Source organism: Priestia sp. JNUCC 25 (assembly GCF_053667915.1).
Window position 1 is genome coordinate 889,466 of record NZ_CM132211.1, and the last position, 18,624, is coordinate 908,089.

The window sequence follows — 18,624 nt, forward strand, 5'->3', positions numbered from 1 at the left end:
CTGGCAATAGCTATTCGCTTGTTTTAACAGAACCGCTAGGAGAACTTAGCTGCAATTTGGGGTGTTTCCCATTCTTCTATCTCCCCATGCGCACATCATATTTAAAATTTCTCGTAAGGTTTCGCCTTCTTCACTGAGTGAGTACTCTACTTTAGGAGGAACTTCATTGTATACTTTTCTATTAACCACACCGTCTTTTTCTAATTCTTTTAGCTGTTGGGACAGCATTTTTTTGGTAATAGCAGGCATAGCTCGCTGAAGTTCACTAAAACGTTTTTCGCCTTCTTTTAATAGGCATAAAATAACGACTTTCCATTTCCCGCCGATTACTTCAAGCGTTGCTTCAACAGGTACATTATAGTGGGGTGCTTTCACCGTTAATCCTCCATTCATAAACAGATATGAAATATGGATATAATAATTTAATATCCATAGACCTAGGTTACCGGGAAGGTACCTGGTTACATGAAAGTGCCGTCTTTTGTAAACAACATGTATTTATTATACTGAAAAAGAACTTTTAATTGAAGGAAGAAATGTAAAAGGGGAGATCTTGATGAAAGCTTTACTGCTAGAAGGCAAAGGGAAAGTAAGTGAGATGAAAGTCGGAAATATCCAAAAGCCGCATCCAGCTAAAGGTGAAATTTTAGTTAAAATTAAAGCTACTGCCCTGAACCCTGTAGATTATAAAACAGGAAACGGCGGCAATCCTAGTTGGACATATCCTCACGTATTAGGACTTGATTCAGCTGGCGTTGTCGAGGAAGTGGGAGAAGAAGTCACAACTGTCAGAGTCGGAGACCGCGTTGTATATCATAGCGATTTATCAAAAAAAGGCGGGTTTGCACAATACGGAGTGACAACAGCCCACACAGTTTCTCTTATTCCACAAGGAGTTTCATTCGAAGACGCTGCGGCTATTCCATGTGCGGGATATACAGCATATCAAGCATTGTTTCACAAAATGAACGCTTCAAAAGGCCAAACGATTTTAATTCACGCAGGTGCTAGGGGTTGGAGGGTTTGCCATTCAGCTTGCCAAAAATGCAGGCCTTACAGTGCTCACAACCGCATCTTCTGCCAATCATGAGTTTGTAAAAAGTTTAGGTGCTGATTATGTAATCGACTACCGTAAAGAAGACTTTGTGAAAAAAGTGCTGGAGCTTACCGATGGAATCGGTGTAGATTTAGTCTTGGATACCGTTGGACGAGACAATGCAGACGAGTCGGTAAAGGCTCTTGCTTTTAATGGTCAAATTGCATTCATCGCAGGACCGCCTAATGTAAACGATGCGATTTCGTTTGTGCACCCACTATCGTTTCATCAAGTTGCATTAGGAAGTGTACATCAGTCTAATAACGTAAAAGAACAGCGGAAGCTTGCTGAGATGGGAAATAGAATGCTTTTGCTTTTACAAGAAAATAGGCTAAATGCACTCGTGGAAAAAGTCATTTCACTAGAAGAAGTGCCAGCAGCATTAGATGAACTGGCGACTCGTCGAGTAAAAGGGAAAATTGTAGCTGTAATAGATAAATGATAGAACGAAAAAGAGATTGAGACATAACTACATCAATTCAATCTAAAGACAAACAAATGGAATAAAGGAACTCGTATCGACCATTTATTACACCGCTGTTGATTTCCGTGCAAGGCTTCGCTTTCCGCGGGCGGCCGATGAGCCTCCTCGTTGCTTGCGCTCCTGCGGGGTCTCATCTGTTCCGCTGTTCCCGCAGGAGTCTTCGCCTTGCTCTCCAATCAACAGCTAGAAGCAACTAACTGGATGAACCCTACGTTTACCAACACAATGAAAAGGTCCGAACAATTACTCGTTCGGACCTTCCTTAAACTAACATACTTTTTATTTTACCTCTTTTAAATCGTAAACTGCTGCGTATAGAGCTTGTGATAAAACCCTTGTTTTTCTAGCAGCTCGCGATGATTTCCTTCTTCAATAATTTGTCCGTCTTTTAAGACAAGGATTTGATCTGCATTTTCAATCGTTTTAAGGCGGTGGGCAATCACAAAGCTTGTTTTTCCTTTTAATAGATTACTCATTCCTCTTTGAATATCAATTTCTGTTTTTGTATCAATGTTGGAAGTAGCTTCGTCTAAAATTAAAATATCACAGTCAGAAAGCATGGCTCGAGCAATCGATAAAAGCTGCTTTTGACCTTCACTTAAATTTCCTCCGCCAGCTGAAATCACGGTATTGTATTGCTGCGGCAGATGCTTGATAAACGAATGAGCATTGGCCATCTTTGCGGCGCTTTTAACTTCTTCGTCGCTGGCATCTAACCGGCCAAATCGAATATTATCCGCAATCGTACCGGAAAATAAATAGGTATCTTGAAGAACAATGCCGATTCGGTTTCGTAAATCATGGATGTTATAGTCACTGATGGAACGTCCGTCAATTTTAATGTCTCCGTTTGAGATGTCATAAAATCGTGTGAGCAAGTTAATGATTGTTGTTTTACCAGAACCTGTCGGACCGACCAAAGCAACCATTTCACCTTTTTTTGCTGTCAGTGTAACATCTTTTAAAATCATTTTTTCATCGTTATAGCCAAATGATACGTTCTCAAAAGCAACGTCTCCTGCAAATTTTGTAACAGAAAGAGCGTTTGGTTTGTTTGTGACGTCCGGCTGCTCATCCATAATCGCAAACACGCGCTCTGCGCCGGCAATAGCCGAAAGAATGGTGTTTACTAAGTTTGCCATTTGACTGATTGGGCGAGAGAACTGACGTGAGTAGTTAACAAATGAAGCGATCATCCCAACTGTAACGCTACCTTGAACAGCCATAAATGCTCCCGCTCCAATCACTAGTGCTAAGCCTAAGTTGTTAATAAAGTTTGTGACAGGACCTAAAAAGCCTGAAAATGTTTCCGCTTTTGTTGCTGAACTTCTCAGCTGTTCATTTCGTTCATTAAAAACAGTTAAAAAGTCTTTTTCCTTACTAAAAAGCGTAACAACTTCTCCTCCAGAGATTGCTTCTTCTACAAAGCCGTTTAGCTCACCTAAATCTTTTTGGCGTTTGACAAAATTTTCACTGCTTCGTTTTAATATTTGTCGAACGATTATAACCATCAATGGAATAACAATCAGCGTGATAATGGCAAGAATCCAGTTGAGCGAGAACATCGCAATGGTAATGCCTACTAAAGACAAAATAGAGGACAGAGCCTGAATAACGCTTTGACTCAGAGCGTTGTTTAGATTATCAATATCATTTGTGACTCTGCTCATTAACTCTCCGTGAGCTCGTTTGTCAAAAAAGCGAAGGGAGAGAGTCTGAAGCTTTGCAAATAAATCTTGGCGGAGCATTCCAATAGTCGTAAACGAAACGTTCACCATTAAATAGGTTTGCAGCCATGTTAATAAAGATGTCGTGATATAAATTCCTGCAAGAATAAGGGACATTCGTATCGTCCCGCTGATATCTTTAGGAATAATATGCTCATCAATAATAACCCCAATTAAATAAGGGCCTAATAAATTAAGCAGGGAAGTCACAATAACTAAGATTATCGCAGCTGCAAGCGGAGGTTTTCGTTTCCCCATATATGACCAGATTCTGTACAGTGTTTTTTTCGCATTCTTTGGCTTAACTACAGGGCCTTTCATCATTCCTCTAGGGCCGCGAATAGAGCTCATTTGATTTTTACCTTGATTATTCACTAGGCAACACCTCTTTTCCGCCTTGTGCAAGATAAATGTCGTAATAAAGAGAGCGATAACGAAGCAATTCTTCATGAGTCCCTTGTTCAGCAATTTTGCCTTCATCCATGACGATAATATGATCAGCGTGGAGAAGAGACGAAATTTTAGAAGCAATGATGATAACGGTCGCATCAGCAAACTCTTCTTTTAAATGTTTTAGTACCTGTGCTTCTGAGACAGCGTCTAATGCCGAAGTTGCATCATCGATGACCAGGATAGCGGGCTTTCTAACAAATGCACGCGCGATTGAAAGACGCTGCTTTTGCCCTCCTGATAAATTGGTCGCCCCTCGCGTTAAAGGATACTCATATCTTTCTGGGAGTTTTTCAATAAACTCCGTTGCGCATGCAAAATCCGCAGCATCTTCAATTTCTGAGGAAGAAGCATGATCTTTTCCCATTCGAATATTCATATCAATCGTACCGGTAAACAGCGTAGCTTTTTGAGGAATAAACCCAATGGATGAGCGAAGCTCTTTTACGTCATAGTCCGTAAGATTTTTTCCATCTACAAAAATTTCGCCGCCATCGGGATCATATAAGCGGGAAATAAGTTTTGCAAGCGTCGACTTTCCGCTTCCAGTAGAGCCAATAATGCCAATGGTTTCCCCGTGTCTAGCAGTAAACGAAATATCTTTTAATACGTTTTCGCCATTTTTACTATAGCTGTATGTAACGTTTTGAAACGATAGATCACCTTTAAGTCTGTTGATTTGAGCAGCAGAGTTTGCTGGAGGAATGTCTATTTTTGTTTTTAAAACAGAATCGATTCGTTCAGCTGAAGGGAATGCGCGTGTAATTTGCATCAGCACCATGCTGCTTGACATAAGTCCGTTTAAAATAATCGTTAAGTAATTAATAAAAGCTAAAATCACACCTGCTTCAATTTTTCCTGCTTCGACTTGAAGTCCTCCCAGCCATAGAGTAGCTACCATTCCGATATTTACTACAAATAAAATAACGGGCATTAAAAGCGAAATAAGCTGAACAGCACTCATATTAGCTCGCGTCAAGGAACTGTTTGCTTCTTTAAACTGATTGATTTCATACGATTCTCTTACATACGCTTTTACTACACGCATCCCTGATAAGTTTTCTTGGACTTTTGTGTTTACACCATCAACGCTTTGCTGAACTTTTTTAAAAAGTTTTCCAGCTTTCGTGATCACAAACCAAATGCATAAAAATAAAATAGGGACGACCACGACGATAATAGGAAACAAAGAACGAGCGGTTAATAACACGATGACAATACTTCCTGCAAAAAGTAAAGGACCTCTAACTAATACTTTGAGCGTCATATTCAATGCGTTTTGAACACTCGTTACATCATTTGTGATGACGGTAATTAAGTGACCAGTCCCTAGTTTGTCTCTGTTGCTGTTTGAGAGGTTTTCAATCTTCTCAAAAAGCGATTTCCGAATATCGGTAGAAAAATTTACTGCCGCTTTTGTGCTAAGGATGGCGCAGACGATACCGGCAGCTAAACCAATGAGTGCTAACATGAGCATAAGGATACTTCGGGTGATAACATATGTTTGATTGTTGTTTGCAATGCCATAATCAATGATATGCTGCATAATAGTAGGCTGAAGAAGGTCAGCTAACACTTCAATTACCATCAATAGCGGGGCAAACAGCGCGAGCCATTTGTAAGGTTTTAAGTAAGGGTACAAAGATTTAATTGTATTCACACATTGTGGCACTCCTTTCTGTAAAAAATATGGTAACATAGAATAAGTTTAGAAGTTTGTTTCAAGCACCATTTATTATACGCCAATGCAAGCAGAAATCCACTTTTTGAGAGGGTCAGGTATGCAATGAATCAAACATTACGAGTACATCATCCACTTTTTGGATCTTTGTTATATGACTCGGCCTGGGTTGGAGAAAAACAGGTCACTTTCTTTGGACAAAAACAACAAGTGTTGCTGACAATTGATGGAGATAAAGAGAAGCCATTTCAAAAACGACAAGAAGAGGCCTTTCAAGCATTTTGGCTTCAAGGTGAATTATTGTTAAAGAGGACGGAAAAAGCTCTTTTTGATTATTATCAACAGGTGCGAGATGAATACAGAACTCAAGTTGAAAAAGACGTGGTAGACTTATTAGTTCCGAATGTAAAAAAGCGAAAAGACATCGGTTTTTTAGTTGAGTGTATTCAAATCTTTGTTCCTGAAGCACCTCATGATACAAGAGAACTTGGTTTGTTTTTTGAATGTACGTGGGAAGAAGAGCATATGTTAGCTGTAAAGTTTAGAAATGAACAAATTTCCGCTATTGGTTTACAAGAAGATTTATTCTAGTAAAAAGCCTTGAAGCAACCTGCTTCAAGGCTTTTTGGCATTAATGTTTGACAGGCTCTTCGATTCCCATACCTGTATTTGCTTTTACTAAAATCTCATCAAATTTCTTTTCGTCTGCTTTTTTAGACGAAAGAAGTGTTCCTATAAAAGCAGCTAAGAAGCCTAGAGGAATAGAGATAATGCCAGGGTTTGTTAATGTGATGAGCGGTTCACCTACAAAGATAGCAGCTCCAGGATCAGGTGCCCACACGTTTGGACTAATGGCAACTAAAAACAGTGAGCTGAATAGTCCAACCAGCATGCCAGTGACTGCTCCTGCTGTATTAAAACGTTTCCAAAAAATAGTAAGAAGAATAATTGGCAAGTTAGCGCTCGCTGCTACAGCAAAGGCAAGTGCAACTAAAAATGCTACGTTCATGTTTTGAGCAAATAATGCAAGAATAATAGATAGAATGGATACCCCAATAGAAGCCCATCGTGCAGCCACTACCTGTTCTTTTTCAGTTGCAGCTCCTTTACGGAGAATATGACTATAGAAGTCGTGCGCGAATGCTGAAGCTGCTGAGAGCACCAGCCCAGCTACAACAGCTAAAATCGTAGCAAAAGCTACAGCTGAGACAAACGCAAAGAGAAAGTCTCCGCCAAGAACTTGAGCGAGCAGGGGAGCTGCCATGTTTCCTGCTGCATTTGCTTTGATAATATCATCGTACCCTACAAATGCAGCAGCACCGAACCCTAAAAAGATTGTCATAATGTAAAAAACGCCAATGATCCACGTTGCATAAATAACAGACTTTCGTGCGGTGATGGCATCTTTTACTGTAAAGAAACGAATAAGGATATGAGGAAGGCCTGCTGTACCAAGAACAAGAGCTAAATTCAACGAAATCATGTCCAGCGGATTTTTGAATTTATTTCCTGGATTTAAAAAGCCGTCACCAAGAGGAGTTGCGGTTTTCATCTCAGAAAACATTTTAGCTAAGCTAAAATCAAATTTTGAAAATACAATAATGGAAATAATGAACGTACCAATCATCAGAAGCAAGGCTTTGACAATCTGCACCCAGCTGGTCGCCGTCATCCCTCCAAATACAACGTAAACCGTCATCAAGACGCCGACAATCAAGACAGAATACACGTAATCTAGACCAAGTAATAAATGAATTAATGCCCCTGCTCCAACAAGCTGTGCAATCATATAAAAAATGGAAATGGTGATCGTGTTTAACGCAGCAACTCCCCGCACTTTCTTTTCGTTAAAACGAGCTGCTATCATATCTGCCATCGTGTACTTTCCTAAGTTGCGAAGTGGTTCAGCTACAATGTATAACACGACGAGATAGGCAACTAAAAAGCCGATGCTGTAAAAAAAACCGTCAAATCCAGAAAGCGCTACCATTCCAGCTATGCCTAAAAATGACGCAGCAGACATATAATCTCCGGCAATCGCCATGCCGTTTTGCCAGCCGGTTAAACTTCCATCTGCTGTATAAAAGTCACTGGTCGTTTTTGTCCGCTTGGATGCCGCATACGTAATGATTAGCGTAAGACCTACAATGGCTAAAAAAAGTGAAAAAGCTAGTACGTTCATTCATTTAACCCCCTATTCAATTTGCAGCTTCTTTTTTTATCGTGTCAACAAGTTCATCAAATTTCGAGGCTCTTTTTGTGTATAGAATGCATAGGGTCCAGGTCATCACAAACTGTGCGAAAGCAAATACCCATGCCCAGGTCATAGAAGCAAAAGCTGGTTTGTTTAAGACGGTTGTGTAAGCCGTTAAGATAGGCAAGGTAAAATAAAAAGCAAGAAAAAACAGAGAGAGCGGTAAAATAAAATTGCGTTTTTGTTTCAAAAGCTTTTGAAATGAAGCAGACTGTACAATTTCTGTGTAATCAGGAGAGGAAGAAGCATTGTTTACCTTCTTTAAAGAATTTTCATTCATCGCCAAGCGGAATTCCCCCTTTGATAATAAATAGATGAAGCGAAAAGCTTCATATCACTTGAATTATATTATTTTCGGAATAAAAAGTAAATTCTGTCTTTTTGCGAGAATGGTAACTGTGTAAGTTTTTTAATATACTGAAGGTTCACAATAAATGCATACTGCCATAATAAAAAAAGAACAACATTCAATACAAAGGAAAAATCATTCGCAAAAGAAATGTTGAAATTCATCCTTAGTTTCTTTTATATATAAGGCTTTTCTTTATTATTTAAACGTTATTTGGTTGTTTGATCTTTTGAAAAAGAAGAGAAGATGATGATAAAATCATAAGCACACAATAATGCTTAGAGAGGAAACAGGTTGAGAAAATAAGCTATTATTTAGAGATGGTTATAAATAGACAAGATATTATGAAAGATTTCTATATGAATGATATTTTTTCTTTATAGTAAACAAATAATGTGACTACTTATATAAAAGAGAAAAGGTGAAAGAATGGCATTTGGAATTAAACGCCCGGAACTAAACGCATGGAAAGCGGCTGTTAAGCGAGGAGAGATCGCATTTTTAACTCATTATTGGCTTGATGAGCGTTTTCCACATGCAACTACCGTAACAAAAGTAGGTTGCAGTGACTTAAATAAGCTGATTAAGTGGGGAAAAAAGTATGGTATTCCCGCTAAGTATATTGATAATCGATCCGGCTATCCTCATTTCGATTTACTAGGCGAGCGTCAGAAAGAAATTATGAAAAAGGAAAATCAGCTGGAGCAGCTGAAGCGATTTGAAGAAGTTAATGAGTGAGAAGCAAAACTAATTTAAAAAACTGTAAAAAAATTCTATTGTTAAGGCTTTTTTTATGTTTAAATAGAAAAAACAGTGGAATAGATTAAGAAGAACAATTACGTCATGTATTCTCTCTTATAGGGAAAATAAATTAGAAAAGTTTCCTTATTTGATACAATAAAGAGCTTTGCTTTATAATAAAATTGTTGTTCGGATAAAAGGAGGAAGAAGGGCATGTCCGAGGTTGGAACTTTAAAAAAAGGATTAGATATCTTCTCTTTGCTTTTAAACCGTCCGAATATGACTATTCCAGAAATGATGGAAGCGCTCGGTTTTAATAAGAGTACGATGTATCGTCTTGTGAGCACGCTTGAACAAAATGGATTTATTGTAAGAAACCCGTCTAACCGCTATACGGTTTCACCACAACTGGTGCTGGCACTCGTGCAAAATACGATGCATACGAACTATGAAATGAATTGGCTGTCTGTTCCTGCTATGCAGAAGCTGAGTGAAGAGACCAATGAGACCATTTACGCGGGAATTCTCCATCATAAACAAATGGTTACAACTCAGGTGGTGAACGGGCAATATAGCACTCGTACGCATTCCGAAGTAGGAAATAAAAAGCCGCTTCATGCAAATGCTATTGGGAAGTGTATTCTTGCTTATCAAGAGGACAGCGTGCAAAAATCTATTCTTCACGAACTTTCGCTTGAAGCTTATACAGATCGAACGATCACCGAGCTGGACGAGCTTGAAGCTGATTTGGCTTTAAGTAAGGAAAGAGGATATGCTGTCGATGATGAAGAACGGGAGCCTGGCGTTCGCTGTATTGCAGCCCCTATTTTCAGAAAAGGAAAAATAATGGCGGCTATTGCTTTATCAGGTCCATCCGTTCGTATTTCACAAGAGAAAGACGAAAAGCATGCTGCACTTGTTAAACAGTGCGCAGAACAAATTTCACAAGCAATTACTCTTTACGAATAATTCAACAGTAAAAAGGGGATGAACAGCAACATGGAAAACTTACAGTCAACGACGACCTTAGCAAACGGCGTTAAAATGCCTTGGTTAGGTTTAGGTGTTTATAAAGTAGAAGATGGTCAAGAAGTTGTAGATTCAGTTAAATATGCAATCAAAGCTGGATATAAAAGCATTGATACGGCTAAAATTTATGAAAATGAAGAAGGCGTGGGACAAGCGATCAAAGAATCAGGTGTTTCTCGCGAAGAACTATTTGTTACATCAAAAGTGTGGAATGCAGATCAAGGATATGACACAACTCTTCAAGCGTTTGAAACAAGCTTAAACAAGCTGGGTCTTGAATATTTAGATTTATACTTAATTCACTGGCCAGTTCAAGGTAAGTATAAAGATACGTGGAAAGCACTTGAAAAGCTTTATAAAGACGGGAAAATTCGTGCAATCGGCGTATCGAATTTCCAAGTTCATCATTTAGAAGACTTAATTGCAGATGCAGAAGTCAAGCCGATGGTAAACCAAATCGAATTTCATCCACTTTTAACACAAACAGAAGTGCGTGAATACTGCAAAAAACAAGGAATCCAAGTGGAAGCATGGTCACCGCTTGCACAAGGTGAGCTGCTTGATAACGAAGTGTTAACTCAAATTGCTGAAAAGCACGGAAAATCAACTGCTCAAGTTATCTTACGTTGGGACTTACAAAACGAAGTAGTAACTATTCCTAAGTCAACAAAAGAACATCGTATTATCCAAAATGCAGACGTATTTGATTTTGAATTAAATGCAGAAGAAGTTGAAAAAATTAACGCATTAAATCAAAATCATCGCGTAGGTCCAGATCCGGATAACTTTGACTTTTAATTTTAAAGCAAGACTAAAACGTCTTGTAAGATAAATAATAAACAAAGCGCTATTGTCATTCATGCAGTAGCGCTTTGTTTATTAAAAAGTAAATGTGACGGTTGAACGAGGAGGAAAAGTAATGAAAATGTCAGGAAACACTCTTTTAATTACGGGCGGAGCATCCGGAATTGGGTTGGCGCTTGCAGAACGTTTTTTAAATGAAGGAAATGAAGTCATTATTTGTGGAAGAAGGGAATCAAAGCTGCAAGAAGCAAAAGAAAGATTCCCTTCATTACATACAAAAGTGTGCGACGTATCAATGGAAGAAAGCAGAGTAGAGCTAGTAAAATGGGTGACTGAAAGGTTCCCAAAATTAAATGTTATTGTGAATAATGCAGGCATTCAGCAGCGCGTAAATCTTTTACATATGCACGAAGAGTGGCAGTATTACGAAAAAGAACTAATGAGTAATGTAAGTGCTCCTATTCATTTAACGTCGTTATTGATTCCTCATTTCGTTCAGCAAGAACGTGCTGCGGTTATTAACGTAACGTCCGGGCTGTCTTTAACACCTGGAGCATGGGTGCCAATCTACAGCGCAACAAAAGCAGCGTTAAGGTCGTTTACGATTAGTTTAAGACATCAATTAGAAGAAACAAATACCGAAGTGATAGAAATTCTTCCTCCAGCCGTGAACACGGATTTAGGAGGACCGGGACTTCATACATTTGGAGCACCGCTTGATGACTTTGCTGATTCGATATTTGAAGAATTGAAAAAAGGTAAAATCGAAATTGGCTATGGAGATAGCGCTAAGAGGCTTCAAGCTTCCAAAGAAGAAATTGAGAAAGCTACAGCACAGGCTTGGAATGGATTTTTGAAAAATAATCCTGAATTTTAAAGGCAGCAAATAAAAAGCTTCCTAAACTCGTCAAGAGTAGAGGGTCATAAAAAGCGTGTGTCCATAAAATAAATGAACACACGCTTTTTGGCATTAACGATCCACAGTTTGTCTAATTCGTTTTTCCATTTTTTCAAGCATGCGGAGGTACTCATCCTGTTCTTCAGGAGTTAGAGCAAAAAGCATGTCTTGCCAAAATAAATTTCGCTGCTCAATTACATAGTTCACTAATGTTTCGCCAGCCTCTGTTAAGGATATCCATACAATCCGGCGGTCTTTTTGGTCACGTACGCGCTTAATGAGTGCATCATCTTCTAATTGATTTAATAAAATGGTAGTAGCCCCGGAGGTTAGCTTTAGATTTGAAGAAATTTCGGCTACCATACGTTTAGAGCTGGCTCCAATGAATTTTAGAATTAAAAATTTCGTAATGGTCAAATTATAGGGCTGCTCACTGATTTTATCTTCCAAGAGCTTTCGCTTGAGTTCAAATAATGAGGTTTTAACTTGGTCAAGTTTTTCTAGTTTATCTATTAACCGCTGATCCATTATAATCACCTTTTCTTTATTATTATAGGTGTTAAACAATTGCTGCTAGTTACCTATTGTGGTTTATGTATATAGGGAGTTTGTTCCAAAAAAAGGAGCTGTTTTTGTGTATAATCCTATGCTTATATATCTAACTTTAAAGTAAAGTAAAGTACTTGTAAAGAAACCAAAACTTTTAAGTTGTATTTCAGTTAAAGATGTAGTAAAGTATTCAGTCGGGAAAACTTTATGAAACATAAATGTTTAGTTTTAAAAATAAATTAAAATCAAAGTTATTTACAACTAAATATCTTTGTGATAAAGTTATCTAGCGTAATACTTAACTGAATGAAATATTAAGGAGGTAAAATAAATGTCAAGAGGGCGTTTAATTTTAATGAACTTTATCGGAATTATTGTAGTATTAGCTTTAATTATTGGTGGGGGATACTATTATATTCAAAAATCTAATTATGTATCCACAGACAATGCAAAAGTGTCCGGCGACCTTTATACAGTAGTAGCGCCAGCGGCAGGTAAAGTAGCAAGCTGGAACGTTGAAGAAGGTAAAGATGTTTCAAAAGATGATGAGGTAGCTAAAATCCAATCAGAAGATGGAGAAAAAACAGTTACAGTACCAGAAGACGGTAAAATCATCAAAACACAGGTAAAAGAAAATCAAATGGTTCAAGCTGGTCAACAAATTGCTAGCGAAGTAGATATGAATAACTTATTCATCATTGCAAACATTAAAGAAGACAAATTAAAAGATATTGAAGCTGGCGATGACGTTGATGTAACAGTTGACGGAGATACTAAAACAACAATCGATGGAAAAGTAGAAGAAATCGGTTATGCAACAAACTCAATTTTCTCATTAATGCCAAGTTCTAATTCAGACGGCAACTATACGAAAGTATCGCAAACAGTTCCTGTTAAAATCTCTATTTCTAACTACTCTGAAAACGTACTACCAGGTATGAACGCAGAAGTTAAAATCTCTAAAAACTAAGAACGTACATGATTAAGAAGAGAAGAAAGGAGGAAGGAACTGATGTCAGCAAACACGATACAACCAGAGGAAAGCTCAGTTAAAAAGCATATTCCGCTGCTAGTCGTACTTATGCTTGGATTGTTCTTAGCAATTTTAAACCAAACGCTGCTAAATGTTGCGATTCCGCATCTGATTACAGAGTTTGGTGTTACGGCTAATACGGCACAGTGGTTGCTTACAGGATATATGCTTGTAAATGGTGCGCTTATTCCATTATCAGCCTATTTAATTGAACGTTTTGGAGTTCGTCGCTTATTCTTATTTGCAATGGCCTGCTTTACAATAGGGGCACTTATCTGCGGAATTGCGCCTACTTTCTCGATTATGCTAATCGGACGTCTGGTTCAAGCAGTCGGAGGCGGAGTGCTAGCACCTCTAGTTATGACCATTATCGTATTTATTTTCCCTCCTCATATGCGCGGAAAAGGAATGGGTATCTTTGGTTTAGCCATGATGTTCGCTCCGGCAATTGGACCGACGCTTTCAGGATGGGTTATTCAGAACTATGACTGGCACATTTTATTTACGGGAATGGTGCCACTAGGTGCGATCGTACTTATTATTGCAGCTTTTAAATTAAAAGATATTAAACCACCTCAAAATGTAAAAGTAGATCTAATTTCTGTGTTTACATCTCTTGCAGGTATGGCTTTACTTCTATACGGCTTCAGTGAAGCTGGAAACGATGGCTGGACGGATTCAGTTGTATTGTCAACGATGATTGGCGGTATTGTCTTATTAATCATCTTTGTCGTGCAGCAGCTTCGACTTAAGAGTCCATTACTTGATGTGAGAGTATTTAAATACAGTATTTTCTCATTATCTAATATCATTAGTATTGCCATCACAATTAGCATGTATGCTGGTATGTTCTTATTGCCAATTTACTTGCAAAATATTCGTGGCTATTCAGCATTTGATTCAGGTTTATTAATCTTGCCTGGTGCACTTGTTATGTTAGTTATGTCACCAATTTCTGGTACACTGTTTGATAAATTAGGACCGCGTCCACTAGGGATTGTCGGGATGTTGATTACGGTTGTGACAACATTTGAATTTACAAAATTAACGCTTGAAACACCGTTTAGTCATATTGTTATTATTTATATGATCCGTGCATTCGGTATGTCATTATTGATGATGCCAATTATGACGGCTGGTTTAAATCAGCTGCCGGCAAAATTAAGCAGCCATGGTACATCAATGGCGAACACGCTTCGTCAGGTGAGTGGTTCAATCGGTATCAGTTTAATGACTACAATCTTTACAAATCGCACAACATATCATGTGAATGAAATGAGCAGTTCAATGACTACATCCGATCCATTCTTTATGAATAACTTCCAGGTATTTGTTCAAAAGATTGCTCAAACGCTTCACCTTTCTCAAACAGAGGCGCAAAAACAAGCTTTAACAACATTAGCTGGAAAAGTTCAAGCGCAAGCAACTGTACAAGGAATTAACGACGCGTTTTACTGGACAGTTATTATTGCCATTATTGGATTGATTTTAAGTTTCTTCCTACGTGATGTTCGTAAAGATGCAGTAGTAGAAGTAGAAGAGACAGAAAAAGAAACAACAGACGATATTCGTATGTTACCGGCACCAAAAGATATGAACTCATAAGCAACGGAGGGATAAAGGATGAAAATTTGTATCGTATATGATAGTGAAGGCGGACATACAGAGGCATTAGCAAAAGCGATTGCTTCTGGCGCCGAGCTGTCTGGAGAAGCAACCGTATATGTAAAGCATGTCGAAGATGCAGATGTACGTGAACTGCCTGAAATGGATGCTATTATTTGGGGCTGCCCAGGGCATTTTGGAACAATTAGTTCAGGGTTAAAAACGTGGATCGATAAATTAGGTTATTTATGGGCAGAAGGTAAATTAATTAATAAAGTAGGTGCGGTGTTCTGTACAACAGCTACAACGCATGGTGGCTTAGAAGCGACGCTTTTAAATTTAATTACACCTATGCTTCATCAAGGTATGATTATTGCTGGGTTACCAGGTAACATCCCAGAAAATGCGCTTTACGGTACTTATTACGGTGTTGGAATTACTTGTCCAATCGAAGGTGACGAATTATTAACAGAGAACGACCAAGCGCTAGGTAAAGCATTAGGAGAACGTGTTGTTCAAGTGACTAAACGAATGACACAAGGACAGTAGGTGACGGTATGTTAGGTATTTTACTGATCGTTGTAGCTGTGATTCTGGTTGTACTAATTATTACAATGAATGCCAAAGCATCATCTTCTAAGCGCCAGCGTACAGTTCCACCTAAAAAAGAAGCGGCTGCTTCAAATGCTCCTAAAGAGCCGAAAGTAGAAGAGAAAAAAGTAGCAGAAGAAAAACCTGCAGCACCAAAAGAAGAGCCAAAAGAGCCGCAGACGAAGACGGAAACAAGAACATCTAAACATAAGAAAGAAAAAGATGTCATGAACGATGATATGTATCGTCAAGTGCTGCAAAAGTTTAGAGAAGGCGAAAAAGACGACACGGTTTTTACAAAAGAGGAACGTGACGTTATGAATGATGACGCTTTTCGTAAGGCTTTAAGATCGTTTAAGAAAAACGATAGTGAATGAGTTTCTTCTATTATAATAGTACGGAATAAAATAGATAGAAAATAGGTTATAAGCATTCCGCGAAACCAGCCGCTCTCCCCAGGCTAGGTTTCGCTTGGAGTGTAGCAGGGGGCTGACATGTTAACATCGACTCCCTGATTATAAGAAAGGGGACGTCAAAACATGGAACAGCTCACATTTATTGAAGAGGTCCAGAGAATTTCGATATCCCTTAACAAAAAGGTAATGACAGAGATAAAAGAAAGGTTACTTTCACAAGGGATTACACCTTTTCAATATCATATCTTATTAATTATCGGTAAGTGCAGTCACATTGGGGTAACCAAGCTGGCAGAAGAGATGCGCGTCAAGCCTAGTGCGATTACTCCTGTTATTAATCGTTTAATAGACTTAGAGTTAGTTTCACGCTATCACTCTAAAGAGGATCGCCGTAAAGTAAACATTGAGTTAACAGCTAAAGGTGAACAAGTGATTGAAGAAGCAAATGAAATTGTGCAAAAGATGATTGCTCATTTCTTTTCTTGCTATGAACCGAAAGATCAAGAGCAATTTTTGAAATTATTTAAGAAACTAGACGCTAATATCTAATGAAAGAGAAATCACTTCTTAATGAAGTGATTTTTTTTAATAAAAAGATTGTCAACTTCACTTTTCCATGTTATCATTTGTGTAAACGGTTACATATATGAAGGGAGGGAAATAAGGTGGTAACAATTCGCGATGTAGCAAAAGAAGCAGGCGTATCCGTTGCGACCGTTTCGCGCGTTTTAAACAGTACAGGATATGTAAAAGAAGACACGCGTGTGCGAGTAATGAATACAATTCAAAAATTAAACTACAGCCCTAACGAGGTAGCCCGTTCGCTTTATACACGTGAATCGCGTTTGATTGGTCTCTTGCTTCCAGACATTACAAACCCTTTTTTCCCTCAGCTTGCACGAGGAATAGAAGATGAAGTACATAGCCATGGATTTCGTTTAATTCTTGGCAATAGTGATGAGCAGTTAGAGAAAGAATTAACCTATCTCCAAACGTTTACGCAAAACCATGTAGTAGGGATGATCACGGCAACAACAAGTCTAGCTCAGAAACTATATGAAGGTCTTACATTTCCCGTTGTGTTTTTAGATAGAAGTTCTGATCAGTATCCATCCGTTTATGCTGATGGTTTTGAAGGTGGAAAACTTGCTGCAGAAGAAATAATTAAAAGAGGAAGTAAAAGAATTACACTTATCAAAGGTCCAGTAAATGTAAAGCCTGCCCAGGAACGTTTTCAAGGCTCTCTGTCTGTTTTGAGTCAGTCTGATGCAGACTTTTACGTATTAAATACAAATTCTCTAGCGTTTGACGATGCGCAGAAATGGGCAAAGGAAATCTTTCAAAAGTACCCGGAAACAGACGGGATTATTGCAAGTAATGACATTGTAGCCGCAGCCGTTTTACATGAGGCGTTTCGATTAGAAAAAAGCGTGCCTGATGATCTGCAAGTAATTGGTTTTGATGATATTCCGCAAAGCCGCTTTTCGTTTCCAGCGCTGTCTACAATTCGTCAGCCTGCTTATGAAATGGGCAAGCAAGCAGCATGTCTGTTAATGAAATGCATTAAGAAAGAACCTTTAATTCAAAAGCAAGTACAACTACCCGTTACGTTTATTGAACGAAATACGACACGAAAGGTTGAGGAACATGGCTAAAGTAACTGTGATTGGAAGTTCATCAATGGATTTAGTAGTAACATCAAATATTCGTCCTGGAGCTGGAGAAACAGTGTTAGGAGAATCATTCAAAACCGTTCCTGGAGGAAAAGGAGCGAACCAAGCTGTTGCAGCAGCCCGTCTTGGAGCTGATGTGAGTATGATTGGGTGTGTGGGCGAAGATCATTACGGAAAAGCAATCCTGGAGAATTTCAAATCAAACGGTGTATCCGTGGAAAATGTGAAACCGGTTACAGATTCAGATAGCGGAACAGCTCACATTATACTCGCTGAAGGAGATAACAGCATTGTAGTTGTCAAAGGAGCAAACGATTATATTACTCCAGACTACGTAGAAAAAGCAAAAGAAAAAATTAAAGAAGCTGATATCGTACTTATTCAGCAAGAGATTCCAGAAGAAACGGTTGAATATGTTGCTCAGCTTTGTCAGGAACTTAAAGTACCGCTTTTGTTAAATCCAGCGCCTGCAAGACCATTAAAAGCAGAAGTGATTGAACAAGTTTCTTACATCACTCCAAATGAACATGAAGCAGAGCTTTTATTTGAAGGAAAAGAAAAAGAAGAAGTATTAAAACAGTATCCAAATAAATTGTTTATTACAGAAGGAAAACAAGGTGTACGCTATTTTAACGGCGAGAAAGAAGTATTGGTTCCTTCTTATCAAGTAGAAACGATTGATACAACAGGAGCAGGAGATACATTTAACGCAGCGCTTGCTGTGGCACTTGCCGAAGGAATGGGTTTTGAAAAAGGAATTCAGTTTGCTAATCGCGCAGCTTCGCTATCCGTCACTAAATTTGGTGCGCAAGGCGGTATGCCGACTCGAAAAGAAGTGGAGGAGAGTCTGTAAATGAAACGTCACGGAATGATTAACAGTCATATTACGAAAATACTAACAGATCTAGGTCATACAGACACTATTGTCATTGCAGATGCAGGGTTACCTGTTCCGAGTGACGTGCCTAAAATTGATTTATCTTTAAAGCTAGGGGTGCCTAGCTTTGAAGATGTAGTAGTAGCTGTGTTAGAAGATATGGCTACAGAAAAAATAGTGATTGCTTCTGAAATGAAAGAAAGAAATCAAAAGGCTTACGAGCTGATGGAGAAGCAAAACATCTTAGTAGAAGAAGTATCGCATGAACAATTAAAAATGCTGACAAGCAAAGCGAAAGTTGTGATTCGTACAGGAGAAGCAACTCCTTATGCAAACTGCATTTTACAAGCGGGAGTTATTTTTTAAA

The 18,624-nt window shown here is 38.6% G+C and carries 20 protein-coding genes and 1 pseudogene; 14 read left to right on the top strand and 7 right to left on the bottom strand.

The genetic code is table 11. The annotated features are described in order from the left end of the window. Positions 1-45: 45 nt before the first annotated feature. Positions 46-393 carry a winged helix-turn-helix transcriptional regulator gene (locus JNUCC25_RS04650; protein WP_034668472.1) on the bottom strand — a complete coding sequence of 116 codons (348 nt, stop codon included), beginning with the start codon at positions 391-393 and terminating at the stop codon, positions 46-48. 163 nt (positions 394-556) lie between these two features. On the opposite strand from JNUCC25_RS04650, the pseudogene JNUCC25_RS04655 reads away from it, so the two are divergent. Continuing rightward, positions 557-1,538: pseudogene (locus JNUCC25_RS04655) on the top strand (zinc-binding dehydrogenase). A gap of 87 nt (positions 1,539-1,625) precedes the next feature. Here the strand turns inward: JNUCC25_RS04655 and JNUCC25_RS04660 are convergent. The 3 genes from JNUCC25_RS04660 to JNUCC25_RS04670 form a co-directional block, all read right to left on the bottom strand. Then, a complete protein-coding gene (locus tag JNUCC25_RS04660; RefSeq protein WP_013055612.1) occupies positions 1,626-1,760 on the bottom strand; it encodes a hypothetical protein in 135 nt (44 codons plus the stop codon). Between the two features lie 113 nt (positions 1,761-1,873). After that, the gene (locus JNUCC25_RS04665) at positions 1,874-3,658 is read right to left on the bottom strand and encodes an ABC transporter ATP-binding protein (RefSeq protein WP_035439422.1); all 1,785 of its coding nucleotides are present in this window, start codon (positions 3,656-3,658) and stop codon (positions 1,874-1,876) included. 16 nt (positions 3,659-3,674) lie between these two features. Beyond that, complete coding sequence (locus tag JNUCC25_RS04670) at positions 3,675-5,417, bottom strand: ABC transporter ATP-binding protein (RefSeq protein WP_029324868.1); 1,743 nt, start codon at positions 5,415-5,417, stop codon at positions 3,675-3,677. A 126-nt stretch (positions 5,418-5,543) separates the two neighbouring features. On the opposite strand from JNUCC25_RS04670, the gene JNUCC25_RS04675 reads away from it, so the two are divergent. Continuing rightward, on the top strand, positions 5,544-6,029 hold the full coding sequence (locus JNUCC25_RS04675; protein WP_013055615.1) for a DUF6985 domain-containing protein: 486 nt from the start codon (positions 5,544-5,546) through the stop codon (positions 6,027-6,029). A 40-nt stretch (positions 6,030-6,069) separates the two neighbouring features. On the opposite strand, the gene JNUCC25_RS04680 is transcribed toward JNUCC25_RS04675, so the two are convergent. Both JNUCC25_RS04680 and JNUCC25_RS04685 read right to left on the bottom strand, forming a co-directional pair. After that, positions 6,070-7,620 carry a solute symporter family protein gene (locus tag JNUCC25_RS04680; RefSeq protein ID WP_029324869.1) on the bottom strand — a complete coding sequence of 517 codons (1,551 nt, stop codon included), beginning with the start codon at positions 7,618-7,620 and terminating at the stop codon, positions 6,070-6,072. A gap of 16 nt (positions 7,621-7,636) precedes the next feature. After that, complete coding sequence (locus JNUCC25_RS04685) at positions 7,637-7,972, bottom strand: DUF485 domain-containing protein (RefSeq protein WP_034275644.1); 336 nt, start codon at positions 7,970-7,972, stop codon at positions 7,637-7,639. A 498-nt stretch (positions 7,973-8,470) separates the two neighbouring features. On the opposite strand from JNUCC25_RS04685, the gene JNUCC25_RS04690 reads away from it, so the two are divergent. The 4 genes from JNUCC25_RS04690 to JNUCC25_RS04705 all read left to right on the top strand — a co-directional run bounded on the left by JNUCC25_RS04690 (position 8,471) and on the right by JNUCC25_RS04705 (position 11,492). Then, positions 8,471-8,779 (top strand): hypothetical protein, encoded by a 309-nt coding sequence (locus tag JNUCC25_RS04690; protein ID WP_013055618.1) that lies wholly within the window; start codon positions 8,471-8,473, stop codon positions 8,777-8,779. A 216-nt stretch (positions 8,780-8,995) separates the two neighbouring features. Continuing rightward, positions 8,996-9,751, top strand: coding sequence for an IclR family transcriptional regulator (locus JNUCC25_RS04695; RefSeq protein ID WP_013055619.1), 756 nt, complete (start codon positions 8,996-8,998; stop codon positions 9,749-9,751). A gap of 30 nt (positions 9,752-9,781) precedes the next feature. Then, positions 9,782-10,609 (top strand): aldo/keto reductase, encoded by an 828-nt coding sequence (locus JNUCC25_RS04700; RefSeq protein WP_013055620.1) that lies wholly within the window; start codon positions 9,782-9,784, stop codon positions 10,607-10,609. A 121-nt stretch (positions 10,610-10,730) separates the two neighbouring features. Continuing rightward, positions 10,731-11,492: an SDR family oxidoreductase gene (locus JNUCC25_RS04705; RefSeq protein ID WP_013055621.1), complete on the top strand. Its 762-nt coding sequence runs from the start codon at positions 10,731-10,733 to the stop codon at positions 11,490-11,492. A gap of 93 nt (positions 11,493-11,585) precedes the next feature. Here JNUCC25_RS04705 and JNUCC25_RS04710 read toward each other — a convergent pair whose 3' ends face one another. Next, on the bottom strand, positions 11,586-12,041 hold the full coding sequence (locus JNUCC25_RS04710; RefSeq protein WP_029324871.1) for a MarR family winged helix-turn-helix transcriptional regulator: 456 nt from the start codon (positions 12,039-12,041) through the stop codon (positions 11,586-11,588). Between the two features lie 352 nt (positions 12,042-12,393). On the opposite strand from JNUCC25_RS04710, the gene JNUCC25_RS04715 reads away from it, so the two are divergent. The 8 genes from JNUCC25_RS04715 to rbsD all read left to right on the top strand — a co-directional run bounded on the left by JNUCC25_RS04715 (position 12,394) and on the right by rbsD (position 18,623). Beyond that, positions 12,394-13,032 carry an HlyD family efflux transporter periplasmic adaptor subunit gene (locus tag JNUCC25_RS04715; RefSeq protein ID WP_013055624.1) on the top strand — a complete coding sequence of 213 codons (639 nt, stop codon included), beginning with the start codon at positions 12,394-12,396 and terminating at the stop codon, positions 13,030-13,032. Positions 13,033-13,074: 42 nt separating this feature from the next. Continuing rightward, on the top strand, positions 13,075-14,700 hold the full coding sequence (locus JNUCC25_RS04720; protein WP_029324872.1) for a DHA2 family efflux MFS transporter permease subunit: 1,626 nt from the start codon (positions 13,075-13,077) through the stop codon (positions 14,698-14,700). Between the two features lie 18 nt (positions 14,701-14,718). Continuing rightward, the gene (locus tag JNUCC25_RS04725) at positions 14,719-15,249 is read left to right on the top strand and encodes an NAD(P)H-dependent oxidoreductase (protein WP_013055626.1); all 531 of its coding nucleotides are present in this window, start codon (positions 14,719-14,721) and stop codon (positions 15,247-15,249) included. Positions 15,250-15,257: 8 nt separating this feature from the next. Beyond that, positions 15,258-15,668: a hypothetical protein gene (locus JNUCC25_RS04730; RefSeq protein WP_064471343.1), complete on the top strand. Its 411-nt coding sequence runs from the start codon at positions 15,258-15,260 to the stop codon at positions 15,666-15,668. Positions 15,669-15,830: 162 nt separating this feature from the next. Beyond that, positions 15,831-16,256, top strand: coding sequence for a MarR family winged helix-turn-helix transcriptional regulator (locus JNUCC25_RS04735; RefSeq protein WP_013055628.1), 426 nt, complete (start codon positions 15,831-15,833; stop codon positions 16,254-16,256). 116 nt (positions 16,257-16,372) lie between these two features. Continuing rightward, complete coding sequence (locus JNUCC25_RS04740; RefSeq protein WP_029324875.1) at positions 16,373-17,362, top strand: LacI family DNA-binding transcriptional regulator; 990 nt, start codon at positions 16,373-16,375, stop codon at positions 17,360-17,362. Beyond that, positions 17,355-18,233, top strand: a complete 879-nt coding sequence (gene rbsK / locus JNUCC25_RS04745) for a ribokinase (protein ID WP_029324876.1) — start codon at positions 17,355-17,357, stop codon at positions 18,231-18,233. Before JNUCC25_RS04740 ends, rbsK begins: the two co-directional genes overlap by 8 nt. Next, positions 18,234-18,623: a D-ribose pyranase gene (gene rbsD / locus JNUCC25_RS04750; protein WP_013055631.1), complete on the top strand. Its 390-nt coding sequence runs from the start codon at positions 18,234-18,236 to the stop codon at positions 18,621-18,623. It abuts the gene before it with no gap. Position 18,624: the final 1 nt, after the last annotated feature.